This is a genomic window from Paenibacillus yonginensis (assembly GCF_001685395.1).
Taxonomy (GTDB): domain Bacteria; phylum Bacillota; class Bacilli; order Paenibacillales; family Paenibacillaceae; genus Fontibacillus; species Fontibacillus yonginensis.
In genome coordinates this window covers 144,686-166,260 of the sequence record NZ_CP014167.1, presented here as the reverse complement: position 1 = coordinate 166,260, position 21,575 = coordinate 144,686, and the positions used below count along the sequence as shown (strand labels likewise).

Below are 21,575 nucleotides of genomic sequence, written 5' to 3'. Positions count from 1 at the left end.
CTGCTTCTCAGCAGACCCCCGCAAATGGCTTGAGGCTTGGAATGTTTAAATGTTTATATGTACTGCCTTACGGCAGCCATTTGCCCTTCTCTTCCGCATTTAAGCCGCGCAGCGACTCAAGCTCAGCCAGCTCCACCTGCTCCCGCGGAACCACGGCCCGCTTAGGAAAGACGACCGGCGGTGCCGGTTTGGTTGCGTCAACAACTACGGCGCTGGACATGCGCGGCGTATTTTTCCCTTCTGCGTTATACTCCCAGTTGGTCGGAAGCAGTCCGCCCGGACCGTTCCATTTCGGAATGACGAGCAGATCGCGTTCGGCATCGAAACGGGTACCTATCGCCCAGGCGATTTCTTCGCCATTAAACACGTCGATGTCTTCATCAACAACCACGATGTGGCGCAGATTCTCCTGCTCGGTGTTCAGCGCGGCGAAGGCTGCCTTTTTCACATCCGAATCCCGCTCCTTGCGCAGCGAAATGTAACAGTTCATTCGGCTGTAGAAAGGCACATTAACCGTCTTCAGGCTCGGCACAACCTGTTTGACCGTCTGATAAATGCTGCCCGAACGGGGCACGCCGCCCACGACCAGATGCTCGCGCCCCGAGGCTACGATGTCCTGGAATATCGCATTGTTCCGGTGCGTAATCCGGGTAATGCGGATAGTCGGCACGGAGCCGCCGCCAAGGTAGTGGCCCGGCCACTCGCCGAACGGTCCTTCGGCATGATCGTTGTCCGGCAGGATTTCGCCTTCGAGAATGATTTCGGCATGAGCCGGAACCAGCAGATCCGAGGTGTCGGCTTTGACCAGCTCCAGCGCTTCGCCCATCAAGGCGCCCGCCGCTTCATATTCGCCGCCGATGCCCTGCACCCGGGATACGGCTCCCATCAGGAAGCCGGGATGATGGCCCAGCGCGATGGCAATCGGGGCCGGCTTGCCCTGCTGCTTATATTTTTTATAAATCAGGCCGCCGTGGTGCGCACCCAGAAACCAAACGCCCATGTCGCGTTCGTTGAAGATCTGATGGCGGTAAATGCCCGCATTGATCAGACCCGAATCCGGATCGCGTATGATCATGACACCCGCAGACAGATATGGCCCGCCGTCCAGCTCGTTATGCACCGGGATCGGCAGCTTCGACAGATCAACGTCCTTCTCTTCAATCACTTGCTGCTTGACCGTTGCCTCGGAGCGCTCGATGACGACCGGATCAATCGGCTTTTGCAGCTTCTCCCCATAAACGCGGGGAATGTCCTGCACATCGCAGCCTAAATACAAAGCGATTCGTTCGTAGGATGTAAGCAAGTTGGAGATGCAGGCGATATCGGAGCCTTTTACCTTATTGAACAACAGGGCTGGATAATCGCCTTTTTCAGCCAATGCCGCCGCATAGGCCGTAATGCCGAAACGAGGATCAACCTCCGTATCGACCAGCCGGACTTGGCTTTCATTTTGCTGAACAAGCTGTGACAGATAGGATCTTAAATCTTTGGCCATGATCTGCAGGTCACTCCTTTTTATTGTGGAAGTAAGGACAGGTCTACGGTTTGATCAAACGGAATTTCTTTATTGATAACGCCCTGCTCGATTTCGATGTCGGACACTTTCTTGGCGCCGGCTTCGGTTACTTTCAAACCCTCCGGCACCTTGGCCAACTGGTTCTTCACAGCCGTCTCCATCACGTCCGCGGGAACTTGGTTAAACTCCTTCAGCATAGCGGCTACTGCGGAAGCGGGGTCCTGCTGGGCACGGTCATTGATTTCACTGCTGACCTGAAGGAAACGGCGCATAGCGTCCTGATTTTTGTCTACCCAATCGGTTTTGGCCATCACGACGATCCCGGCAAAATCATACGGCGGATCGTAAAGCACACGATAATTGCCTGTAGCTACCATCTGCGAGACGGTGGGTTCGGAAGCCATGCCACCGGCAGTCTTGCCGCTTTCGATCGCTGCCAGCATGGTAGCGCCGCTGCCGCCGTTGATGATTTGCACATCTTTGCTGCCGTCGATGCCTGCGTCTTTAAGCCCTTCGCGAAGCACCGTATCGGACAAGCTGCCGACCTTGGTAACGGCCAGGGTTTTGCCTTTCAAATCGGCCAGCGATTGGTAAGGGGCATCCTTCTTAACTACCAGCGCATAACCGCCGCCGTTAAAGATTTCCCCGTAAGCTTTCACGCCAAGCCCATTCTTTTGCTGTCTCAGCACGTGTTCGTAGGAGCCGAGCGCAATATCCAGACTTCCGCCTACCAGAGCCTGCACCATATCGGCGCCGGAGCTGAATTCCTCTTTCTTAACGGTAATTCCCGCCTGCTCGTAAGAGCCGTCGTTGATGCCGATCTGCGTGATGATCGGAGTCATGCCCCCGCCTACCAGACCTACACGAATCGTGGCCTTCTCCGGTGTGCTGTTTGTTTCTCCCCCATTGCTTGAGCTGGCTCCCGTGCCGGAAGAAGTCTCGGAAGGATCTGCGCTGTTCACGGAAGATGCGGAATTGTTCCCGTTCCCGCATGCTCCCAGCACCACCATCATCAATACCAGAAGCGCTGCAAGCGAAATCTTTGTTTGTCTCATTTTCTTTCCTCCCCTATCCTTTGAAATGTAGTATTTGGATTGAATTAGCGGTACTTCAGCAAACGGCGCTCAACCTGAATGATGATCTGTTCCAGAACGACAGCAATCAGCATGATCAGGACCAGACCGGTGAAGATGCCCGTCGTATCCAGCATGTTTGAAGAATAAGTAATGTAATAACCCAATCCGCGGTTGGACCCGACCAGTTCGGCGATGACCGAGCCGATCAGCGCCATCCCGATATTGAGCCGTAGACTGGTCAGAATCCAGGTCGTGATGGACGGAAATACCACCCAGTTCAGCTTATGGTTCCATTTCGCCTTGAAAGTGCTCATCATGTCCAGGAGGTCCTTGTCGATATTTCGCACGCCTTCGTAAGCATTATAGAAAGCGACGAAGATAACCATCGCTACAACCATCAGAATTTTGGACGACATGCCAATGCCAAACCAGACGATAAATAGCGGAGCCAGCGATACCCGGGGAAGACTGTATAAAGCCATGATGTAGGGATAAACCCATTTTTGAAAAATGCCGCTAAAAGCGATAACAATCCCGAGCAGCGTACCGCCAACCATACCGATCAGCAGGCCGACGAGGGATTCCTGAAGCGTAACGCTTAGGTGATACCACAAATCGCCGTTCAAGGTCATATCATAAATCCGTTTGGCGATGAGGGACGGCTTGCTGACCCAAAAAGCGTTAAACGCCCGGCCCGACAGAAACTCCCAAAGACCGATAAGGACAACAAATAAGATAATTCGGCCCAGCCAGACACTGCTGCTGCTGTACCTGCCGGGAGCGGCTTTAGCCGAGCCGGAGCTTCTCTCTTTCGGTTCCGAGGCCATATCTTCCACTCTCCTTCCTATTCCTCGCTGGACATCTGGGTCCATATCTCTTTCTGCAATTCTTTGAAGACGGGGTCAAAGCGAATATCATAGAAGGGACGCGGACGCTCCAGATTCACCTTGAATTCAGCTTTGATCCTTCCCGGACGGGAAGACATGACGATAACCCGGTCGGACAAAGCAATTGCTTCTTCGATGTCATGGGTGATGAAAAGCACACTTTTGCCTACATGCTCCCAAATATGCAGAAATTCCTCACCGATCTTCACCCGGGTCTGGGCATCAAGCGGTCCAAACGGCTCATCCATCAAATAAATGTCCGGATCGTAAGCAAACGTCCGGGCCAAGGCGACCCGCTTCTTCATACCGCCCGACAGCTGTTTGGGATGATAGTGGCCAAAGCCTTCCAGCCCGACCATTTGCAGCAGGCGTTTGACTTCCGCGTCCTGCTCCTGCTTGGACATCCCTTTAATCACCAGAGGCAGCCGGATATTGTCCGCCACACTCTTCCAAGGCAGCAGCGCATCGTTCTGAAAGACCATGCCGACCTGTCCCGGAATTTCCTTAATCTCTTTACCGTCGATCCGGGCCGTTCCGGCAGCCGGCGTCAGCAGGCCCGACACCACCTTAAGGAGCGTGGATTTCCCGCAGCCGCTGGGACCAATCACGGAGACAAATTCACCGTCCTCGACTTTCAGATCCACATTTTCCAAAGCTACGGTCCGCTGATTCTTAGCGTAATATTCAACCTTTAAATTCGATATTTCCAATTTGGAATAACCGCCCTCAGTCATAACCGCCCTCCTCTCCACTTGGTTAAAATAACTCCCTATTATCCTCTGCCCTGATCCCTCGTTCCCTCGGTAACACATTAAAGAGCCGAAAGGTGTACTGCCGTAAGGCTTCAGCTTATTAAACCGGCTAACGCAGGCTGCTTATCCCGCTTTCGAACGTCTGCAGGGCTGCCTCCCGCTGCAGCTGGAGCTCTTCGGCTTCCTCCAGCGATATGAGGCGAAACCGTACCTTGCCGCCCAAATTCACCTGGGCGAGCAGCGGCAAATCCACCGATGCCACCTGGGCGATTACCGGGTAACCGCCGGTTGTTTGCCTATCCGCCATCAGCACGATTGGATTACCGCCCGGCGGAACCTGAACCGTTCCGAAGGTGACCGCCGTTGAAATCATTTCAGCCGGCTTCTCGAGCTTTAACGAACCGCCGCTGAACCGGTAGCCCATACGGTCCGACTCCGGCAGAACGGAATAGGCGTCCTGTTCAAAGGAGACCCGGCTGTCTGCCGAGAAATCCGGATACTGCGCGCCAGCTATAACTCTTACCTCGGGGTTGGCGGAATAAGCAGGCCTGAGGCTCGAAGCAGCCGACCAGCGGCTGACCGCCCCGGCTTCCCTGTCCGCATCCCGGGCCAGCAGCCTCAGCAGCTGTGAGCCCTGATAGGTCGGTTCGCCAACCGGGAGAACATCCCCCGACTTCAGCGCCCGGCCCTGAAAACCTCCGATGCCGGCCCGCAAATAGGTCGAGCGGCTGTTCATTTCCAGCGGTACGTCAATGCCGCCCGCAACCGCCAGGTAAGCACGGCAGCCAAGCTTCATCCGGCCGAAGCTCACCACGCCGCCACTCGGAACCAGCACGGTTCTCCATAAAGGAAAAGGCCGGCCGTTTAATTGCGGGGACAAGTCGCCGCCGCAGACCGAAATCAACGTCGTATGTTCAAATTGAATCTCCGGCCCCAGCATCGTAACTTCCAGACCGGCTGCCCCCTGAGGGTTGCCGACCAGCAGGTTCGCTGCCCGCAGGGCAAAGGCATCCATCGCCCCGCTTGCAATGACGCCGTATTTCTGGAAGCCGAACCGGCCCAGATCCTGTACCGTGGTCAACAGACCCGGTTTGCCAATCCTAAGGCTCATAAGCTCGATTCCTCCCATTCCTCGTATTCCTGACGGGAAATCGGGTAGAACCGGACAAGATCTCCGGCCTTGAGCACCGTCGGCGGCGTCCGGTCTGGTACAAACAGGCGGATCGGCGTTCTGCCGATCAGCTGCCAGCCCCCCGGCGTTTCAATCGGATAAACCCCGGTTTGTTCCCCGGCAATGCCTACGGTTCCCGCGGGAATGGCCAGCCGAGGCGTTTGCCTGCGGGGAGTTGCTATGCGGCCGGACATGCCGCCCAGATAAGCAAATCCCGGCGCGAACCCCAGCATATAGACCAAATAATCGGCCGAGCTGTGAATGCTGATCACTTCTTCTCTCGTCAGCCCGTTGACGGCTGCAACTTCCTCCAAGTCCGGTCCCAGCTCCCCGCCGTAGCAAACCGGAATGCGAACCGTGGCCGGGGCCGCCGAATCCGTATCCTTAAGCTCCAGCAGCAGGTTCAGGGCAGCAGCCTTGACTGCCTCAAACGGAGACTGCCGGACGTCCCCGTCTGCGGAAGCAGACTCGGCTGCAACCTTCCATGGGTCATAATAAATGGTGACTGTCGTAAAAGCGGGGACGTATTCGGTCATTCCTGCAAAAGGATGATGCTCCAAATATTCGGACAGCTGCCTGATGCGCTTGTGCGTCTCCAGATCAATGGCATCGCCAAATTTGATCACCAGGGCCGAATCGCCAAGCGGAAGAATTTGAAGTCCGCTCCAGGCATCGGCACCGTTTGGATTGTGGATCACCATACCGTTCCTCCTGAAAGGGAAACCCCTCTTCTGTAATCTCTTCATAAACCTTTACGAATGTTGTACCGAATTTCGGTATTTAAAATCCGTTATTCGGTGATTTTATAGTTTATTTTGAAGGCATTTCCGTAAAAATCAAGTTTTTTTTCTGGACAAAAACGATTCAAGCGGAAATTTTGGCTATTTTACAAAAATCCCTGCGTTAAGCCGAAATTTCTTTTCCATTTTCCACGTCTAATCCAACCGGCTCCCATTTAATCCACAGCGTTGCAATTAAACCCAGCACGGGCACAACCGCCAGCATCAGCAGAGTATTATAGAGGCCTGCCGCGGCCAGCACGACCGGGAACAGGAAAAAGCCAAGTATGCTGCCTGCTCGGGTTACGCCCTGTCCAAAGCCGGTTCCGAGACCACGGAGCTCCGTCGGATAGGACAAAGTCGCCATCGTCATTCCCTGCGAGCCCGGACCAAACGCATGTCCGAAAATAAATGCCGCCAGCAGCACCGCCGATATTCCGGCGTACACATTGCCGACCCCGCCCATCAGCAGAAGCCCAAGCCCGGCAAGGATATAGCCGGCGATGGACAGCTTGCGGACCCCCCAGCGGGTATTTAACGAAGCGCCCAGGAACCCGCCCAAGGCACCAAACAGATTAAACACGATAGTGCCGACGATCGCGTAGATGACGCCTTTGCCGAACAAGAGGCTGGAAATGGTCGGAATATAGAAACCAACCGCGAAATATTCCATGCTCTGGGTAAAGGTGATAATGGAAGCCAATATCGTTCTGAGCTTGTATTTCCCTTGAAAAATCGCTTTATAAGACGGTTTCGCTTGTTTGGCCTTTTCGGCCTTGCCTGTTTCGGCGTTCTCCGTGACGATCACTTCGATGTTGTAGGTCTTCCGGAGAACCTTGGCGCTTTCCTCAATCGACAAATAGTGCGCCGCCCACAGCGGGCTTTCATTCATAAAGAAATAACGCAGGAACAGGACGATCAGGGCAAAAACGCCGCCGATGCCGACGGACCATCTCCAGATGTATTCATGCTGGTCCAGCAAATAAAAAGGCAGGGCAATCAACCCGGTTATGGATGCCGCCGTAAACCAGAGCGGGCACCAGAGCGTCACGTTGCTCCCCTTCTTCTTCAGGTTGCTGAATTCGGCTATAAAGCTCAGCGCCACCGGAATATCCAGCCCGACTCCGATCCCCATCAACAGCCGGAAAAACACGAGCCAGCCGAAATTGGGCGACAAAGCCGCTCCGAATGCGGCGAATACCATGAGAAACAAGTCGATCAGAAACATTTTGTTCCGCCCGAATTTATCCGTATAATACCCTCCAAAAATCGCTCCCAGAAGCGAACCCACCGCCATGATGGCTGTCAAGCTGCCCAGTTCCACGGCGGACAAGCCGAACTGCTCCTGCAGCTGTGCCGTACCGATTCCGATGCTCGTGAAATCGTAGGCATCCACGAATACGCCGGCGAGAGCCAGCAAAATAATTTTGAAGCCGGATTTGCTGACCGGATGCGAATTGACGAAATCTACGATATCCTTTCTGTTCGAAACCCGGATTACGCTTTGCTCCATACGTTTACAGCCCCCTTCATCTGTACCGAAATTCGGAATTAATTGACCGAAATATGAATACCTATATATACGATCATTATAGTGGGGATTAAAGATAAAGCAAGAGAAAAATCAAAAAAATCAGTCTGATTTTAGGATCAGCCGGATTTTTCATCTGGACGTTGCTGCATTTTCGCTTAAACTGGTTGTATACTTGATACTTAACAGGAAGCATAAGGGAATTTTTAGGAGGCAAACGTGCAGAACAAAAATAAAACGGTAGTCAGGTCCATGGATCTGCTGAATCTGTTTCTGAACCATCACAAACTGAATATCAATGAAATGGCCAGGCTGTCAGGGATTCCCAAAACCTCGGTGCATCGCATGATCGGCTCGCTGGAGGAAATGGGACTGCTGAGCAAGGATAAGGAGGGCAAATATTCGCTGGGCCTTTTGTTCCTGCAGTTCGGCAACCTGGTCGCTGAGCGGCTGGACATCCGGCACACTGCGCTGCCGGTGATGGAGCAGCTTAAGGATGACATCAAGGAAGCCGTTCATCTCGTGCTTCGGGACGGCAGGGAAGCGATCTATATCGAAAAGCTGGATACCGACCATCCCGTTCGCTTGTTCACCAAAATCGGCAGGAAAGCCCCTCTCTATGCCGGGGCCTCTTCCCGGGTGATACTGGCTTTCTTGCCCGAGGACGAAAGGGAGTCCTATTTGAAAGAAGTGAATTTGAAACCGATTGCTTCCGGCACAATCACGGACAAGCAGGTGCTGCGAGAAGCGCTGGAAGATGCCAGATCCAAAGGTTACAGCTTCAGCCGCTCGGAGCTTGAGAACTATACGGCCGAGCTGAGCGCGCCGATCTTTGATCATGCCGGACAAATAATAGCCGCTTTAAGCACCGCCGGCCTGGAGGTCCAATTTGATCAAGGGCGGATTGAGCAGCTGTCTGTCAAGGTGCGTCAAGCCGCTGATGAAATTTCACAAAAGCTGGGGTTCACAGGGTCGGTCCTGCAAGGATCGGCAGGATAGCCCCCGGGCAGGCAGCAGAGCAGCAGAAATGAGAAAAGCCAAGACAAAGAGGATTCCTTTGTCTTGGCTTTTCTGCGTTCACGGGCTGAAGGCCGGTAATTAGACCATCACTTTGCAAATATCGTTGGTGAATTCCACCGGATCCTGGATCGGCAGGCCTTCGATCAGCAGCGCCTGGTTGTACAGCAGGTTTGTGTACAGGCTCAGCTTCTCTTTGTCGCTCTCCAGGGAAGCTTTCAGGGAGCTGAACACCGGATGGTTCACGTTGATTTCCAGCACCTTGTCGGCTTTGACGTCTTCGCCGTTCGGCATGGAGCGGAGCACCTTCTCCATTTCGATCGTCAGCTCGCCTTCCGAGGACAGGCAGACCGGATGGCTTTTCAGGCGTTTGGAAGCCTTGACGGCTTTAACCTTGTCGCCGAGGATGCCGGCCATCGCCTCGAACAGGTCTTTGTTCTCGTTCTGCTCCGCTTCGGCCGCTTTCGCCGATTCGTCGGATTCAATGCCCAGATCGCCGCTGGAGACGTTTCTAAATTCTTTGTCTTTGTATTTGACAATCGTCTTGATCGCGAACTCGTCGATATCGTCGGTGAAATACAGCATTTCGTAGCCTTTATCGGCCACCAGCTCGGTTTGCGGCAGCTTCTCAATCCGCTCTACCGATTCGCCGGTTGCGTAATAGATGTATTTCTGATCCTCCGGCATGCGGGAGACATATTCGGCGAGAGAAACCAGCCTGTTCTCCTTGGAGGAGTGGAACATCAGCAGGTCCTGCAAATCGTCTTTGTTGGCGCCAAAATCGCTGTAAGCGCCAAATTTAAGCTGTCTGCCAAACGCTTTGTAGAACTTTTCATAGTTGTCGCGTTCGTCCTTCTGCAGGCTGAGCAGCGTGCTTTTGATTCTGTTCTTGATATTTTTGGCGATCAGCTTGAGCTGGCGGTCATGCTGCAGCAGCTCGCGGGAGATGTTGAGCGACAGGTCTTCAGAATCGACCATCCCTTTGACGAAGCTGAAATAGTCCGGCAGCAGGTCGCCGCATTTTTCCATAATCAGCACGCCGTTGGAATAGAGCTCAAGGCCTTTCTCATATTCTTTGGTATAGTAGTCGAAAGGCGTGTTCTCCGGAATGAACAGGATCGCGTTGTAGACGACCGCGCCGTCCGCGCTGATGTGGACATGTTTAAGCGGCTTGTCGAAGCCGTATCTCTTCTCGAAGTAGAAGTTCTGGTAATCCTCGTCGGTCAGCTCGTTTTTGTTGCGGCGCCAGATCGGCACCATGCTGTTGATCGTCTGCTCTTCGGTATAATCCTCGTATTCATTCTCTTTGCCTTCGACCGGTCTTTGCCGGGTGACGTCCATCTTGATCGGATAACGGATGAAGTCGGAATATTTTTTGATGATCGTTCTGAGGCGGTATTCCTCCAGAAATTCATCATATTTCTCGTCTTCCGTATTCTCTTTGATCTTGAGGATGATTTCGGTGCCGACGGCATCCTTGCCAGCCGGTTCAATCGTGTAGCCGTCAGCACCTTCGGATTCCCATTTAAAGGCTTCGTCGCTGCCCAGTGCTCTGGAGATAACGGTTACCTTGTCGGCGACCATAAAAGCGGAATAGAAACCTACGCCAAATTGGCCGATGATGTTGAAGCCGTCTTTCGCTTCGTTTTCGTTCTTGAAGGCCAGGGAACCGCTTTTGGCAATGACGCCCAGGTTGTTCTCCAGCTCCTCGCGCGTCATGCCGATCCCGGTATCGGACAGCTTGAGCGTTCTGCTGTCTTTATCCACGGACACTTTAATATAATAATCTTCTTTGTTGAAGGTCAGGTTCTCGTCGGTTAAAGCTCTGTAGTAAATTTTGTCGATCGCATCGCTGCTGTTGGAGATCAGCTCGCGCAGAAAAATTTCCTTTTGCGTGTAGATGGAGTGAATCATCATGTCCAGCAAACGTTTGGACTCGGCCTTAAATTGCATCTTTGCCATGAATGGTTCTCCTTTCAAGCTCGGATAGAATGTGGGTTGAAATCTCTTTAGCACTCGATTAACAAGAGTGCTAATCCTCTTTTTATATAGCATCAATTAGATATTTCTGTCAACTTGCCTGGCAAACTATCCTGACCTGTACAGTTGCCAGTTCGCCAGATTCTGCTATCATGGTACAAAAGATGACGAAGAAGGTGCTCAGTCTTGGATTCCGGATTCCGCTCTCCCTTGTACAAGAAGACCTCTTTCCTGCTGCGCCGCCTTTCTATCAAGAACCGGCTGCTTACGGCATTCCTTATCACTTCCCTGCTGCCGGTCGCGATTGTAGCCTTCTACTCCAATCAAATCTATGAGGCTTCCATTACGGATAAAATAAGTGCTTATTCCAGTCAAACGTTAACGGAGCTTACCCGCAACATTTCCCGCGAGCTGGGCCAATACGAAACTCTCAGCGAAAATATTATTATTAACGATTCCATCCAATACGGGCTTACCCGTTACTCCTCTTTAAGCGACTTTGATAAAAATACGCTGCAGACCCGGATCCGAAACGAGCTTGGTCCGCAGTTCTTCAGCTTCAGCAATTTGTCCAACATCGTAATTATGACGAACGACGGCGAGACGTTCTTTGATCTCGGATACCAATGGTACCCGGATAACCAGCTCAGCAGCATGGTCCAACAGACGGAAGGCGCTCCCCGCAACGCCTACTGGTCATATCTCCGTTCCAACCGCGGGTCTACCGTCATTGCGCTCAGCCGCAAAATTTATTCCGCCGAAAATCTTAATCTGCAAATCGGGTATCTGGTCATCGCTATGGATGAAAAAGTGTTCGCCCGCAACATGTTCCAATCGGTCGATTTGGGCAAGGACAGCAGCGTCTATATCACTGACCGGAGCGGCGTTACCCTCTCTTCCAGCAGCTCTTCGCTCCCCCAGGGCAGTCTGAACCAAGCCGATTTAACGCGGCGGATCGAGGCGCAGCACGAAGCCGGCAGGCTTGAATCTTTCCAGACCAAAATTTGGTCCAAGCAGTATTTGGTTAGCAGCACGTTTATAGATGCAGCCAATTGGTATTTGATCGGCTTGATTCCTCATTCTTATATCATTTCCGAGCTGGGCGACCTGCGCGGAAACATCGTGCTGCTCTGCCTGCTCACCTTGATCCTGTCCAGCGTTATCGGGCTCTGGATCTATGACAGCATCAATTCGCCGCTCCGCTCTTTGCTGCGGTATGCCAAACGGATTCATAAAGGGCGGTTCGATCCGATACCGAAGCCGGTAGCCCCGCCGGATGAAATGCAGCAGCTGACGATCACCATTCACGATATGGTGACCGAGCTGAAGCTGCTGATCCGGCAGGTCCAGCTGGAGCAGCAGGCCAAACGCGATGCCGAGCTCAAAATGCTTCAAGCCCAGATCAACCCTCATTTTCTGTTTAATACGCTTAATTCCCTGAAGTGGAGCGCTATGCTGAGCGGCAACGAATCGCTGACCCAGGGGATCGGCTCTTTATCTGAGCTGCTGCGCAATACGATCCTTGACCGTGAGGAATTGATTCCTTTAAGCAAAGAAATGGCGAATCTGCGCCATTATGCCAACATTCAGCGCATCCGGTACGGGGATTCGTTTGAGCTGGAATGTCAGCCTGTAGAGCCGGACGAGGATGTTATCGTTCCGAAGTTTATTTTGCAGCCGATTGTCGAGAACTCGATTCTTCACGGCGCTGCCAACCATAAACGGATTCATATCTGCGTAAGCTTTGCCTTTCGTCACGGCCATCTCATCCTGACGCTGAGCGACGACGGCAAAGGGTTTGATCCCGCCGAGCTGGAGCATAAAGACCACGCCGGCAGCCGCCTGTCCGGCATCGGCATTCATAACGTGCACGAAAGAATCCAGCTGCATTACGGCGCTGCCTACGGGCTTCGTACGGAAAGCGCGCCCGGACAGGGCACAACGACCGTATTGACTTTACCGTTACATTACGTTCAAGAGGAGGACAAAGCATATGTATAGAGTGCTGATTGTAGACGATGAACTGATTGTTCGGCATGCCGTCCAAACCCTGATCCGCTGGGAGACCGGGCGCTTTGTGCACGCCGGCTCCTGCGCCAGCGGACAGGCCGCGCTGGATGCGGTCAGGCAGGCCGGACCTTCCGGCGTTGACATCATCATTACCGATATCAAAATGCCTGACATGGACGGTCTGCAGCTGATCAAGCAGCTTAAACACATTCCCTTTGACGGAGAAGTGCTGGTCCTCAGCAATTATAATGATTTTGAGCTTGTCCGGGAAGCGCTGAAGCAGGGAGCCTATGACTATATGCTCAAGCTTTCGCTGGAGAAGGACAACTTTATGGAGGTACTGCATGAAATCGCCGATAAGCTGGACAACAAAGTGCACATGCCCAGCCGGGCCGGATCTGCCAGCAGAGGCGGATATCAGGCAAACCGGGAAGACAACCTGGTAGCAGGTTCAGCCGCTGCAGCCGGGTGGGCGGCGGATTCAATGGAATCCGTTGGCTCAACCGGGGCAGCGGGGACAGCCGGTTTAGTTGGAACATCCGGTTCGACTGGAGCCGCTGGATCGGCAGGACCGGCAGAAGGCCTGGGTTATGCCGCTGCGGCGACTGCAGCCTATGAAGCCAATGAAACCTATGAAGCCAATCGCGCTTTGTTTCCGGATTGGCTGCAAAAGGTCGCCCAGGCCGCCGGAGAAGCCGAGGGGAGCCCGCTGCGTTCTCCCGCGGCGGGAGGACCTGCCCCCTCTCCGCCAGGCTGCAGGCCCGGCGAACAGGTGCTGCTCTTTCTCGCCGTTGCCGCACCAGCCCCTTCCCTGTCCCGTGAGGAGGCCAGCCGCCTTGAACCGGCCTGGGTCAGCCTGCTCGGCGAGCTCTGTCCCGGCTCTGCCTGCAAAGCGGCCATTAAGCTGGGGTTAGGCGAGTGGCTGCTGGCAGTGACCGGCAGTCAGGGGGGCGAGGCCGGGGAATTGATTGTGCCGGAGCATTTGGCCAATCGGATCGCCAGCCTTACCCATATGTATTACAACCTTCAAACCGGGATGGTTTATACGGACGGAGCCGATACGATTCAGGAGCTTGTCCAGCAGCTCCGGCAGTGCAGAAGCCTCAAATCCCGGCTGCTTGCCGAAGCCCGGAGTTTCCCCGTCGTTTGGCCCGCTTCCAGCGCAGCGTCGGTTAGCGCGCCGTCCGTTCCCCTCTGGCCGGAAATCGAACCGCCAAGGGAACTGAGCAATGAAAGCGCAATCAACGACAGGGCTCCTTTGAAGATCCCAATGCCTGGGCCTTCTTTGTCCCTGCGTTCCGCCTCCCTGCGGCCCGAGATTGCCCATGTGCTTGACTATTTGCATCAGCATTATGCCGAGCGGATCGTCTTGCCGGAAGTTGCTGCGTACGTGAATCTGTCTGAAGCTTATTTATGCCAGCTGTTCAAGACGGAAACCGGACAAAGCATTCTGACCTATCTGAACGAGTTCCGAATGGCCAAAGCGTATGAGCTGCTCGCCACGGGCCGTTATTTGGTCAAAGAGGCGGCTGCGGAGGTCGGCATTCATGATCCTTATTATTTCAACCGGCTGTTCAAACGCAAATTCGGCATCTCTCCAAAAAAAATCAAACCGCAAACCTCCTGACTCCGTTTGATGAGATCCGGCCGGAAGCCGCTTCAGGCTTCCGGCCTTCTGCTGCTTGCTGCCTTCTTCCCAGCTTGGTTTGGGAAGCAGCTGACATCGAAAGTTAATCTTTTAAACAAAGCTGGACGATTTTTAGCCTGACCCTAAAATCGTCCAGCTTTTTGTTAAAGCTATGTAAAATTCCAAAAGATCGTCCAGTTGATTCCGCTGTTTTGTACATTTGGCGATCGGCGTTCCGCCTATATAATGAACACATATTTTTCAGGGGAGGTCATTCCATGAGCTTAAAGACACGATTCAAAACCTTTGGCGTTGTAGCGTCGGCCATTCTTGTGCTGGCCGGCTGCGGCAGCAACGGAGGCAGCGCCAATAACGCAAGCGGCAATGCGGGGGCGAGCTCCGCATCATCCAATACGAGCGGTTTTGCCGACCCCGAGCTGAACATCGCCGTCTTCCAGGGCGGTTACGGCCGCGAATATTGGGATACGATCGCAGATGACTTTATGAAAGCTTACCCCGGCACCAAAATCAACATTACAGCGAGTCCAAAAATCGCCGAGCTGGTCCGGCCGAAGATCGTCGCCGGCAATCCGCCTGACCTGATGTATATCGCGGGCAGCGACAACACCCCGATTCTTGACGGCCTGATCAAAGATCATGCCCTCGAGGATTTGACGGACGTCTTTGACGGCCAAGACGAAAGCGGATCGGGCGCGCTGAAAGATAAAATTTTACCAGGCGTCCTGGAGTCCCGGGCCATGTCCCCTTACGGGGACGGCAAAGTGTATCTGGCCCCTTTCAATTTCGGCGTTATGGGCCTCTGGTACAACAAAAGCCTGTTTGACAGCAAAGGCATTCAGGTTCCCAAAACGTGGGATGAATTGTTTGCCCTGAACGACGCCGCCAAAGAAAACGGCCGGGCGCTGTTCACCTACCAAGGCCTTTACCCGGGTTATCTCGAGGAAATGATTGTGCCTTCCATCTACAATGTCGGCGGCCAGGACGCTTTGAACCAGTTCTTTGATTACGACCCGGCCTTCTGGACCAGCGACAGCTTCAAGCAGGTTTGGGGCATTATCGAAAAAATCGCCACTACGGACAACGGCCTGATGAAAGGCACCGTCGCCCTGAACCACACCCAGGCGCAAACGGCCTTCCTGCAGGGCAAAGCGATGTTCATTCCGAACGGCACCTGGTTTGAGGATGAAATGAAGGATGCGCCTCGCGAGGTCGGCTTCCAGTTCGGTTTCCTCGGCGTACCGACCTTTAAGGTCGGCGATCCGGTAAGCGCTTTGACCAGCGTCGAGCAGGTTGTCATCCCGGCCAAAGCCAAAAATATCGAGCTGGCCAAAGCCTTCCTGCGCTACCTCTACACCGACGAAAGCGTAAAGCTGAACGCTGAGAAATCAAAAGCCGTGCTGGCCATCAAAGGCGCGCCCGACCTGGCCAAACCTTACATCTCCGAAACCACTTATAACGTCTATAAAGCCGTGGACAGCGGCATGGTCGCCGTTAACGGCAGCTTCAAGTCCGTTGCCAAAGGCAGCAAATACAACCCGAGCGACGAAGTCTACAAACCGATCTCTTCCATCATGAACAAACAGATGAGCCTCGACGATTACAGCAGCAAGCTCACCAAGCTGTATAACGATCTAAACAAGGAGCTTGAGCAGAACGGGAATTAAGGCGCTGAGAAAAACTCGCTTCCGGTGCCGGAAAGCCGGCATCAAATTGCCGGAGAGCGTGGCCTTTAACACGCTCAACCTTTTACCCTATTACAAATTCAGCGATGTAAATGACATTTTGAGCGGCCTTCTTGCTTAGCCGGGCACTCCATATGGAGTGCGCCAAGCTGCTCAGCGGAGAGGGCAAGTGATTCTGGAGAAGCGTGAGCGTCCGCATAAAAGCTTTCCAAAGGAAAGCTGCCTCGGAAGCATAGGCGGGCTCCCGGATTTCATCCTTCTTAACCTAGTTAAAGAAATCCGGGAGGAACAGCGATCGGAAGAACATTCGACATCGCAGCGGCCTCATTGCAGCGGCAACCTTGCAGCAGCTTCATCGGAATCACCTGCATGAAAGCACCGCATGTACAACGTTCTGCTCCCTGAACCACCCAGCTCAATAGTCCTTTAGGAGGTGAACCCCCATGTCCATGAAAGCCAAACGCAGCTGGTTCCTTCTATTCTGTCTGCTGCCCGGACTCGTGCTGATGGCTTTGTTCAAAATTCACCCCACCATTGAGGTGTTTCAGAAATCCTTTTATTTATGGACGGGAATCGGCGACAAACCCCAGTGGGTTGGCCTGAGAAACTTCACCGACCTTTTTCACGATGATGTATTCCTGCTTTCGCTTCGCAACACGGGTTTCCTGATGCTGGTCGTCCCGGTAATCACCTTGTTTATCGCTTTGGTCAACGCCTCGATTCTGACCCGCTCGAAGCTCCGGGAACGTTCCTTGTACCGGACTGTGTTCTTTTTCCCGAGCATCCTGTCCTTTGTCGTCATCGCGATCCTCTGGTCGTTCATTTACCACCCGACCATCGGCTTCCTGAATGCCGGGCTGGAGAGCATCGGTCTCGGCAAATGGGCGCTGGCCTGGCTGGGTGATGCCCGCACCGTCCTGTGGGCGTTGGCCGTTACGATGATCTGGCAGGCCGCCGGTTATTACATGGTTATGTATATGGCCGGCATCGACGGCATCTCGCCCGAACTGTACGAAGCGGCGAGCATCGACGGGGCGACGCCGGTCCGGCAATTTTTCCATATTACAGTCCCTATGCTGTGGGAGATCATCCGGATTACCATCATCTTCAGCATCAACGGCGTCTTAACCATCAGCTTCGTTATCGTTTCAATCATGACGGCCGGAGGACCGGACCGCCATTCCGAAGTGGTGATGACTTATCTGTACAGCCAGGCTTTCGCCAACTCCAATTTCGGTTACGCGATGGCCGTCGGCGTGTTCGTGTTTATCGTCTCATTCCTGCTCGCCCTGCTGAGCAACCGACTAACGGAAAGGGGGAACAACTAAGATGGCCGCTAACGCCAGTGCCCAACCTGCCCGCTCCTCCCATCCGCCGCAAACCATGCCGCACACCGGCAGACAACCCTTCGCCTGGCTGGGAAGGCTGCTCCTTCGCCTCCTGCTCATTATCCAGGCCCTGATTGTCGTGTACCCGCTGGTGTGGAACGTGCTGGCATCCTTGAAAACCAATGAGGAGGTGATGGAGAACCCCTGGACGCTGCCCAAGCATTTCAACTGGTCCAACTACGTAAATGCCTTTACGACAGCCCGCATCGGTGATTATATGCTGAACTCCGTGCTGGTGGTCGCCATGTCGATGGTGATCCTGCTCGCAGCAGCCCTGCCGACGGCTTATGCGCTTGGGCGGATGAACTTCAGGGGAAAAACCCTAACAACCAACGTCTACATGGCCGGTCTGTTTATTGGCGGCGTATACATCATCGTGCCGCTTTTTATCCTGATGAACAATCTGCATATGCTCGACAACCGTTTCTGGCTGAGCGCTGTATATGCAACCGGCAGTCTGCCTTTCTCCGTGTACCTGATGATCGGGTTCATGAAGAGCATTCCGAAGGACTTCGAGGAAGCCGCGTTGATCGACGGGTGCGGGTATACCAGCACCTTGTTCCGGATTATTTTACCGATCACCCGCCCTGCCATCGTCACCTTAATTGTGTTTGGGTTCTTTGATTTCTGGAACGAATACGTGCTGGCCTTGACTTTGATTACAAGCGATGAGAAAAAAACGATCCCGATCGGCCTGTCCAATCTGATGCAAATCCAGCAGTACGCAACCGACTGGGGTTCGCTGTTCGCGGGACTTGTGATCGTCCTCATCCCGACCATTATTATTTATGCCCTGCTGCAAAAACGGCTCACCGACGGCATGATGATGGGCGGCGTGAAGGGCTGATCGCCAGCCAAAGCGGCCTTGAAATTGGATTCTCCGGGAGACTTAAACACTTCTTAAACAAGGAATTCAGGCCGGGATACCGAAATCAGAGCTTGCAGCAAAATACGGCGGGGCACCCGTCTTCAGAAACGATCGGGAGGGTTAAGTGGTGAATTCTTTTACTTTTGGCGTACAGAACAACGATTTTGTTTGGAACGGGGAGCCCGTGCGGATTATGTCCGGCGCGCTCCACTATTTTCGGGTCGTTCCGGATTACTGGCGGGACCGCCTGCTCAAGCTGAAGGCCTGCGGGTTGAACACGGTGGAAACCTATATCCCTTGGAATCTGCACGAGCCTAAGGAAGGAACGTTTAACTTTGAAGGTATGGCCGATGTGGTGTCTTTCCTTACTCTGGCCGGGGAGCTGGGCCTGCATGTCATTGTAAGGCCAAGTCCTTACATCTGCGCCGAGTGGGAGTTCGGCGGCCTTCCGGCCTGGCTGCTGGCCGATTCCAATGTGCGGCTGCGCTCGAACGATCCGGTTTACCTGAGCAAAGTGGAGGCTTATTACGATGTGCTGCTTCCGCTGCTGCGTCCCCTGCAGTGCACAAACGGCGGGCCGATTATCGCGATGCAAATTGAAAACGAATACGGCAGCTACGGCAACGACAAAGCGTATTTGCAGGCCGTCAAGAAAGCGATGCAGGAGCGCGGCATCGACGTGCTGCTGTTCACGTCCGACGGTCCCGAGGACTTTATGCTCCAGGGCGGCACAATTCCAGGCGTGCTGGCTACGGTAAACTTCGGCTCCCATCCGAAGGAAGCTTTCGCCAAGCTGCGCGAATATCAGCCGGATGCTCCCTTGATGGTGATGGAATTCTGGAACGGCTGGTTCGACCACTGGATGGAGGAGCACCATACGCGGACCGCGGATGATACGGCCCAGACCATTGCCGACATTCTGGAAAGCGGAGCTTCCTTTAATCTGTATATGTTCCACGGCGGCACCAATTTTGGCTTCTATAACGGGGCCAATCATATCAACGCCTATGAGCCGACCGTCGGCAGCTACGACTATAATGCGCTGCTGAGCGAACACGGGGTGCCGACGGACAAATATTTTGCGGTCCGTGAAGTCATAACGCGGTTTGCAGAGCTTCCTCCTCTTTCGCTGCCCGACCCGATTCCTACTGCGGATTACGGGCAGGTGGCTTTGACGGAAAGCGCTGCGCTGTTTGACTCGCTGGAGGAGCTGTCCTCCCCCGTGTACCGCTCTTCGCCGGAGCCGATGGAGAAGCTGGGACAGACGTACGGATTTATCCTGTATTCCACGACGATCCCCGGCCCCCGCCAAGAAATGGAGCTTGTGCTTCAGCAGGTCAGCGACCGGGCCCTTGTATACGGCAACGGGCGTTATTTAGGCACGATCGAACGCTGGTCACCGTCAGCACTGCCGCTGTCTGTTCCGCCTGAGGGACTCAAGCTCGATATTCTCGTGGAAAATATGGGCCGCATCAACTACGGGCCGCTGCTGCGAGACCCGAAGGGCATCACGGAAGGGGTTCGCCACGGCAACCAATTCCTGTATGGCTGGACGATCCATCCGCTGCCGCTGGAATATGCATCGCTGGGCAAGCTGGAATTTGCGCCGGTTCCGGGCAACGATACTGCCGCCGATCAAGGCGCAGGCAGCGAGATCGGGGGGACGGCGGAGCGGCCGGCGTTTTACCGCGGCACCTTCGAAGTTCAGGAGAAGGCCGATACCTTCCTGCGGCTGGACGGCTGGACGAAAGGCGTCGCCTACGTGAACGGCTTTAATCTCGGCCGTTACTGGAACGCGGGACCGCAGCGGACCTTGTACATCCCCGCCCCCCTGCTGAAGAAAGGGCGCAATGAGCTTGTCGTCTTTGAACTGCACGGCTGCGCGCGGCCTGAGGTCCGCTTGGCGGATCAGCCGGATCTAGGTTAGCCGCCCGGCAACCGATTGCAGATTGCAGATTGCAGATTGCCGATTAAAGTGAACTGAAACCACAGCTTCAGGAGGTGCCCGGCATGAACCTGAATCGAAATTCCCGGCGCGGCAAGCGGCGGCTGATGCTGGCCGCCGCCGTCATTCTGCTCGCTGCTGCCGGCGGTACAGCAGCGGCCTTATCCCCCGCGCTGACCGGCTGGGCCAGCAGCGAAAAACCCGCCGGAGCCGCAGCGGCTGCCCCTGGCGAAGACGCCGTCATTCTGACGGTGGACGGCGAGCCGGTCACGGCTCAGGAATACCGGCTGCTGATGAACCGCGAGAAAAGCGCGGTGACCAATGCCTTCAACGCCAAATACGGCGCTGAAGACCAGCCGGATTACTGGACCCATGACTTCGGCGGGGAGACCCCGCTGCAGGCCTTGAAGCAGCGGACCGACAAAGCCGCCGCCGAAAGCAAAACTATTCAGCGGCTGGCCCGGGAGCAGGGCCTGATCGGCGATATCTCCTTCTCCCGCCTTCTGGCCGACTGGCAGACGCTGAACCGGCAGCGCAGCCAGAATCTGCAGACCAAGCAGCCTGTCTACGGCTTGGCTTCTTTTACACTTGACCAATATTACGATTACTACATGAGCCATCTGAAGCAGCAGCTTCAGGAGAAGCTTGGAGCAAGCAGGCTGAAGCCGGCGGAACAAGACATTAAAGCTTATTATGATGCTCACCCGCAGCTGTTTCAAAGCCGGGATGAATATGCTGTTCAGTTGATCAGCATTCCTTACGGGGAAGCGGACAAAACATCTGCTTGGCAGGAGGCAAACCGGGTCCTACAGTTTCTGGATGCAGGTAAATCCCCGGCAGAAGCAGCTTTGCAGGCCAAAGACGCTGCCTTCAGCAAGCAGACGCTTAAGGCGGCGAGCGCGAGCGAAGCCAGCGGCAGCTCCGATCCGTCTGCCCCCGTTCCGGAAAGCGGCTCCGGCGGGAGCGGGATTATTTTTCAGACCCACGACCTTTTCACTTCCGCCGCAGCCAACCTGCAGCCTGGCCACCATTCCTCCGTCTTGGACGACGGCTCAAGCTATATCCTGCTGCAATTGGATTCCGTACGGAGAAACCAGCCCACTCCTTTGGAGGAAGTGCAGGATCAAATTCAGGAGCAGCTGCTCCGCGACCATTTCGATGCTTATATCCGTTCTGCCGTACAAGCCGCGAAAGTGAACATTCAGCCAACCTCTTACGACGCAATCTCTTTATGACGAATCTCTTATCACAAATCGCTTATGACGAAATAACGGTGAATTCAGAAGTACGCTGACCATCCTTATATCTTTTTTACTCTTGAAAAA

General features: G+C 54.2%; 16 protein-coding genes. 8 read left to right on the top strand and 8 right to left on the bottom strand.

Going from position 1 to position 21,575, the window contains the following annotated elements; translation table 11 throughout:
• Positions 1 to 67 precede the first annotated feature (67 nt).
• The 7 genes from AWM70_RS00700 to AWM70_RS00670 form a co-directional block, all read right to left on the bottom strand.
• Positions 68 to 1,495 carry a UbiD family decarboxylase gene (locus AWM70_RS00700; RefSeq protein ID WP_068693458.1) on the bottom strand — a complete coding sequence of 476 codons (1,428 nt, stop codon included), beginning with the start codon at positions 1,493 to 1,495 and terminating at the stop codon, positions 68 to 70.
• A gap of 20 nt (positions 1,496 to 1,515) precedes the next feature.
• Positions 1,516 to 2,571: an ABC transporter substrate-binding protein gene (locus AWM70_RS00695; protein ID WP_068693456.1), complete on the bottom strand. Its 1,056-nt coding sequence runs from the start codon at positions 2,569 to 2,571 to the stop codon at positions 1,516 to 1,518.
• Between the two features lie 44 nt (positions 2,572 to 2,615).
• The gene (locus AWM70_RS00690) at positions 2,616 to 3,419 is read right to left on the bottom strand and encodes an ABC transporter permease (RefSeq protein ID WP_068693452.1); all 804 of its coding nucleotides are present in this window, start codon (positions 3,417 to 3,419) and stop codon (positions 2,616 to 2,618) included.
• Positions 3,420 to 3,436: 17 nt separating this feature from the next.
• Positions 3,437 to 4,213, bottom strand: coding sequence for an ABC transporter ATP-binding protein (locus tag AWM70_RS00685; RefSeq protein WP_068693451.1), 777 nt, complete (start codon positions 4,211 to 4,213; stop codon positions 3,437 to 3,439).
• Positions 4,214 to 4,340: 127 nt separating this feature from the next.
• Complete coding sequence (locus AWM70_RS00680) at positions 4,341 to 5,342, bottom strand: 5-oxoprolinase subunit C family protein (RefSeq protein ID WP_068693450.1); 1,002 nt, start codon at positions 5,340 to 5,342, stop codon at positions 4,341 to 4,343.
• Positions 5,339 to 6,103 carry a 5-oxoprolinase subunit PxpB gene (pxpB, locus tag AWM70_RS00675; RefSeq protein WP_068693449.1) on the bottom strand — a complete coding sequence of 255 codons (765 nt, stop codon included), beginning with the start codon at positions 6,101 to 6,103 and terminating at the stop codon, positions 5,339 to 5,341. The genes AWM70_RS00680 and pxpB overlap by 4 nt, the downstream gene beginning before the upstream one ends.
• A gap of 202 nt (positions 6,104 to 6,305) precedes the next feature.
• Entirely contained in the window at positions 6,306 to 7,694 is a 1,389-nt protein-coding gene (locus AWM70_RS00670) for an MFS transporter (RefSeq protein ID WP_068693448.1), read from the bottom strand.
• A 237-nt stretch (positions 7,695 to 7,931) separates the two neighbouring features.
• Here AWM70_RS00670 and AWM70_RS00665 point away from each other — a divergent pair, with 237 nt between their 5' ends.
• Positions 7,932 to 8,711, top strand: a complete 780-nt coding sequence (locus AWM70_RS00665) for an IclR family transcriptional regulator (RefSeq protein ID WP_068693447.1) — start codon at positions 7,932 to 7,934, stop codon at positions 8,709 to 8,711.
• A gap of 99 nt (positions 8,712 to 8,810) precedes the next feature.
• Here the strand turns inward: AWM70_RS00665 and htpG are convergent, their stop codons facing one another.
• A complete protein-coding gene (htpG, locus tag AWM70_RS00660; RefSeq protein ID WP_068693446.1) occupies positions 8,811 to 10,691 on the bottom strand; it encodes a molecular chaperone HtpG in 1,881 nt (626 codons plus the stop codon).
• 228 nt (positions 10,692 to 10,919) lie between these two features.
• Here htpG and AWM70_RS00655 point away from each other — a divergent pair, with 228 nt between their 5' ends.
• The 7 genes from AWM70_RS00655 to AWM70_RS00620 all read left to right on the top strand — a co-directional run bounded on the left by AWM70_RS00655 (position 10,920) and on the right by AWM70_RS00620 (position 21,485).
• Positions 10,920 to 12,710, top strand: coding sequence for a sensor histidine kinase (locus tag AWM70_RS00655; protein WP_068700217.1), 1,791 nt, complete (start codon positions 10,920 to 10,922; stop codon positions 12,708 to 12,710).
• Complete coding sequence (locus AWM70_RS00650) at positions 12,703 to 14,346, top strand: response regulator (RefSeq protein ID WP_068693444.1); 1,644 nt, start codon at positions 12,703 to 12,705, stop codon at positions 14,344 to 14,346. The genes AWM70_RS00655 and AWM70_RS00650 overlap by 8 nt, the downstream gene beginning before the upstream one ends.
• A 278-nt stretch (positions 14,347 to 14,624) precedes the next feature.
• Positions 14,625 to 16,031, top strand: coding sequence for a carbohydrate ABC transporter substrate-binding protein (locus tag AWM70_RS00645; RefSeq protein ID WP_068693442.1), 1,407 nt, complete (start codon positions 14,625 to 14,627; stop codon positions 16,029 to 16,031).
• 461 nt (positions 16,032 to 16,492) lie between these two features.
• Positions 16,493 to 17,377: a carbohydrate ABC transporter permease gene (locus AWM70_RS00635; protein ID WP_068693438.1), complete on the top strand. Its 885-nt coding sequence runs from the start codon at positions 16,493 to 16,495 to the stop codon at positions 17,375 to 17,377.
• A 1-nt stretch (position 17,378) separates the two neighbouring features.
• Positions 17,379 to 18,284 carry a carbohydrate ABC transporter permease gene (locus AWM70_RS00630; protein WP_237167802.1) on the top strand — a complete coding sequence of 302 codons (906 nt, stop codon included), beginning with the start codon at positions 17,379 to 17,381 and terminating at the stop codon, positions 18,282 to 18,284.
• 214 nt (positions 18,285 to 18,498) lie between these two features.
• Positions 18,499 to 20,232: a glycoside hydrolase family 35 protein gene (locus AWM70_RS00625; protein WP_068700214.1), complete on the top strand. Its 1,734-nt coding sequence runs from the start codon at positions 18,499 to 18,501 to the stop codon at positions 20,230 to 20,232.
• A gap of 83 nt (positions 20,233 to 20,315) precedes the next feature.
• A complete protein-coding gene (locus AWM70_RS00620) occupies positions 20,316 to 21,485 on the top strand; it encodes a peptidyl-prolyl cis-trans isomerase (protein ID WP_068693436.1) in 1,170 nt (389 codons plus the stop codon).
• Positions 21,486 to 21,575: the final 90 nt, after the last annotated feature.

What these genes read in the sequence shown, in the direction of transcription:
- AWM70_RS00700 (WP_068693458.1), bottom strand. Translation starts at nt 1,495, where the DNA reads ATGGCCAAAGATTTAAGATCCTATCTGTCACAGCTTGTTCAGCAAAAT.
- AWM70_RS00695 (WP_068693456.1), bottom strand. Translation starts at nt 2,571, where the DNA reads ATGAGACAAACAAAGATTTCGCTTGCAGCGCTTCTGGTATTGATGATG.
- AWM70_RS00690 (WP_068693452.1), bottom strand. Translation starts at nt 3,419, where the DNA reads ATGGCCTCGGAACCGAAAGAGAGAAGCTCCGGCTCGGCTAAAGCCGCT.
- AWM70_RS00685 (WP_068693451.1), bottom strand. Translation starts at nt 4,213, where the DNA reads ATGACTGAGGGCGGTTATTCCAAATTGGAAATATCGAATTTAAAGGTT.
- AWM70_RS00680 (WP_068693450.1), bottom strand. Translation starts at nt 5,342, where the DNA reads ATGAGCCTTAGGATTGGCAAACCGGGTCTGTTGACCACGGTACAGGAT.
- pxpB (WP_068693449.1), bottom strand. Translation starts at nt 6,103, where the DNA reads ATGGTGATCCACAATCCAAACGGTGCCGATGCCTGGAGCGGACTTCAA.
- AWM70_RS00670 (WP_068693448.1), bottom strand. Translation starts at nt 7,694, where the DNA reads ATGGAGCAAAGCGTAATCCGGGTTTCGAACAGAAAGGATATCGTAGAT.
- htpG (WP_068693446.1), bottom strand. Translation starts at nt 10,691, where the DNA reads ATGGCAAAGATGCAATTTAAGGCCGAGTCCAAACGTTTGCTGGACATG.
- AWM70_RS00650 (WP_068693444.1), top strand. Translation starts at nt 12,703, where the DNA reads ATGTATAGAGTGCTGATTGTAGACGATGAACTGATTGTTCGGCATGCC.
- AWM70_RS00645 (WP_068693442.1), top strand. Translation starts at nt 14,625, where the DNA reads ATGAGCTTAAAGACACGATTCAAAACCTTTGGCGTTGTAGCGTCGGCC.
- AWM70_RS00635 (WP_068693438.1), top strand. Translation starts at nt 16,493, where the DNA reads ATGTCCATGAAAGCCAAACGCAGCTGGTTCCTTCTATTCTGTCTGCTG.
- AWM70_RS00630 (WP_237167802.1), top strand. Translation starts at nt 17,379, where the DNA reads ATGGCCGCTAACGCCAGTGCCCAACCTGCCCGCTCCTCCCATCCGCCG.
- AWM70_RS00625 (WP_068700214.1), top strand. Translation starts at nt 18,499, where the DNA reads ATGTCCGGCGCGCTCCACTATTTTCGGGTCGTTCCGGATTACTGGCGG.
- AWM70_RS00620 (WP_068693436.1), top strand. Translation starts at nt 20,316, where the DNA reads ATGAACCTGAATCGAAATTCCCGGCGCGGCAAGCGGCGGCTGATGCTG.